The organism is Thiohalocapsa sp. (assembly GCF_019695415.1).
In the GTDB taxonomy this organism is placed as follows: Bacteria; Pseudomonadota; Gammaproteobacteria; order Chromatiales; family Chromatiaceae; genus Thiohalocapsa.
In genome coordinates this window covers 1-3,216 of record NZ_JAIFKJ010000472.1, presented here as the reverse complement: position 1 = coordinate 3,216, position 3,216 = coordinate 1, and the positions used below count along the sequence as shown (strand labels likewise).

The window sequence follows — 3,216 nt, the reverse complement described above, 5'->3', positions numbered from 1 at the left end:
TTCCTCTTTGTCGGCAGCGGCAGATTGGGTAAAGGGACCGGGGGGTGGGTCCATGCCCGAAGTGAATACCGCCGACGGGGACATCGATCCAGTGGGGAGTGGCTTACCCGAGCCGGGAATGAATCAATGAATGAATCAAAAGCCCTTTGACGAAATCAACTGACGGTTTTTTATTCTGGTGGGCTTTTGATTTTTTTAGTCCAACATAAAAGCATTTATACGTCGTGCGCCGAAACCCCAAGGCGCGCAGCGAGCTACGGGCTCGCCGGCGCACGACGTATAAATGCCTGTTGAACTAAGCCGATGCTGGCACGGGCCCGGACACAGGGAGGAGCCGGGTCGGCGCGTGGGTACAGGGGGATTGTATTTGCGCGGACGCCGGATGTCGACGCCACGCGCGGGGTTGTTGCCCGGGTGAACGCGGAGAACGGGGGCGTGACAGTCCTTTCGCGCCCGTTTTCCGGGAGGGCAGCGGGTGCTTCAGGAAGCACAAAGGCGGTTTTGTCGCCATCGGGACGAACGCAAGCGCAGACCCGGTTGGGGCCTGTCCAGCGGGCACCGAAGAAACGGGGGCGCGGCGACTTAGTAGGCGATGGCGCCTCCGCCACCCGAGGGATCGATGGGGAGCGGGTGCGCGCCGATCTTCGCAGTCGGCACCGCCGTGCGCTGGGGAGCAAGCCGGCCGATGATGCGGAGACGACCCTGGCCGCATTGCGGGCACGGCGGGCGGTCGGCGGCCTCGCCTTGGGTCTCTTCGGGCTCGGGCGCCGCAGCTGCGTCCAGGGCCTGGCGGATCTGGGCCAAGCGTTTGGCCCGGCAGCGATTGGCGAGGAACCCGAAGTGGCGCACGCGCATGAAGCCTGCGGGCAAGACGTGGAGCAGGAAGCGGCGGATGAGCTCGTGGGCGGTCAGCGTCATGACCTTTTTTTTGCCGTCGCGGTCGTCCTTGTAGCCAAGCTGCACGGTCTCGCCATCGCTGGCGATGAGGCGTGAATCGCTCAGGGCGATGCGGTGGGTGTAGCGTCCGAGGTAATCGACAACAGTCTCGGTGTGGGTGAGGCAATGCTTGGCGTAGACGACCCAGTCGGTGGCCATCAGGTCATCGAGCAGGGCGTCCACTTCTTTGGGCTCGGCGATGCGATGCAGTTTACCGTCGGTGTAGGCTTGGCGCAGGGCGCTGACGAAGCGGCCGCGGAAGCTGCGGGAGAGCGCCGCGACCGGGAAGAGGTAGTTGCCCGTGACCGGATGCCAGGTGCCATCACTGCCGAGTGCGCCGCCGGGGACCAGGCAGTGCAGGTGGACATGGCGGATCAGGGTCTGCCCCCAAGTATGGAGCACGGCGGTCATCCCGAGCTGCCCATCGAGGCGCTTGGGATCGGCGCCGAAGGCCGCGAGGGTGGCCCAGACGACCCGGAACAACAGCCCATAGATCACCTCGCCATGGCGCTCGACCCAAGGATCGAGCTGATGCGGCAGGGTAAAGACCAAATGGAAATAGGGGACCGGTAGCAGGGCGCCACGCTGGCGCTCACACCAGGCGTCGGTGGCACGGTGTTGACAGCAAGGACAATGGCGATCGCGGCAGGAGAAGAAATGCGGCGGCTGGTAGCCGCAGTGATCACAAGCGATGTGCAAACCGCCCATCGCCGCGGTACGGCAGTCGTGGATGTGCGAGCAGACTTGCCATTGACGGGGGCTCAAGGGTTGGGTGGCGGCATAGCCATTGAGATGGCGCCGGATGACCGCCTGCAAGGAGGTGCGCTCAGTCATGGTCCACCTCCTGCGCCGCCAGCGCGGCAAGCAGGTCGGCGACGCCCTTGCCTTCCGCATAGTCGGGCACCCAATGCACGTAGCGCAGCGTGCTCTGGAGGCTGCGATGCCCGAGCTGGTGTTGGAGCTTGGGGACCGACAGCCCGCTCGCCAGCTGGTGGGTAGCATAGGCATGGCGCAGGGAGTGAATCCCGCCGACCTTGGCGATCCCGGCCTTGGCTTTCGCCCGCGCGAAGACCTTCTGGGCCGTGCTGACGCTGATCGGAGAGCCGTCCTGGCGCCCGGGAAAGAGCCAGTCAGCCGGGCGGTAACCCTTCCAGTACTGGCGCAGCTCGGCCAGCAAGGCGGGTTTGAGGGTGACGTTCCGATCCTTGGCACCCTTGCCCTGATCCACCCGCAGGAGGTTGCGATCGCCATCGAGGTGGCGCACCTTCAGCCCCACCAGCTCGGTGACCCGCAGGCCACAGCCGTAACAGGTTGCCAGCAGCGCGTGCTGCTTCGGGTTGGCGGTGGCGGCGAGGATGCGCTCGACCTCCTTCTGGGTCAGGAGCTCCGGGATGCGTTGCGGGCGCTTCGGCACCGGGATCGTAACGTCGAATTCGCGGCGCCCCTGCACCTGCAGAAAGAAAAAGCGCACACCATGGAGTGCGACCCGACAGCTGGCTGCGGCGAGCTTGCGGGTAACCACGAGATAGACGAGATAGTCACGGACCTCATCGAGCGTGAGGGTGTCCGGGCTTCGGCCGTAGAAGCCGGCAAGACCCGCGACGGCAGCCAGGTAGCTTTGATGGGTCCGCGGGGAGAAGCCACGTACCTGCATGGCTTCGATCATCTTGGCGCGCAACGGCGTCATCGTGCTTGTCCTCTGGTTGAGACCCTGATGGGTCTCCCAGAGTGTCGACGACATCGCTGGCCGATACGAGAGGCCGCCGAGACACGCCTGCAGCCGGTACGGACAAGCGGTGAAACCGCCGCCCTAGCGTTTGCCCCCCAGCCCCGCGCAGCGGCTTAGTTCAACAGTTGATTAGGCGGAAGCCTCGCTAAACGAATTAGGCGGATTCCGTCTAAATCTCCCGCGCACGCTCAGCGCCCAGGCACTAGCACACCTCAGTAAAGGGCATCTGAGCATAAGAAAACCGTAGCATCAACGTGGGAAAATGTCTAGGCGTGAGGGACAAGAAACGAGAACGCGAGCACAATCAGAGCGTTAGGTGGCCACCAGCACGAAAACCAAGCTTCGGACTCGGTAAACACCCCAGCGAGGCTGCAGCCTCGGTTCCGCCTAAATCTGTTATGCGAGTTTCCGCCTAAACCGGTTATGCCAGATTCCGCCTAAACCGATTATGCGAGATTCCGCCTAAATCTGTTAGGCGAGAATCTCGTGGTCGCCCCTCCCGCCCGGGTGTGCCAAACCGTTTTTATGTACAGTATCGACTGTACGTTAAC

General features: G+C 63.5%; 2 protein-coding genes. Both read right to left on the bottom strand.

Going from position 1 to position 3,216, the window contains the following annotated elements:
* Positions 1-582: 582 nt before the first annotated feature.
* A complete protein-coding gene (locus tag I6U14_RS13245) occupies positions 583-1,770 on the bottom strand; it encodes an IS91 family transposase (RefSeq protein ID WP_296899996.1) in 1,188 nt (395 codons plus the stop codon).
* A complete protein-coding gene (locus I6U14_RS13240) occupies positions 1,763-2,623 on the bottom strand; it encodes a site-specific integrase (protein ID WP_296899995.1) in 861 nt (286 codons plus the stop codon). Before I6U14_RS13240 ends, I6U14_RS13245 begins: the two co-directional genes overlap by 8 nt.
* Positions 2,624-3,216 lie beyond the last annotated feature (593 nt).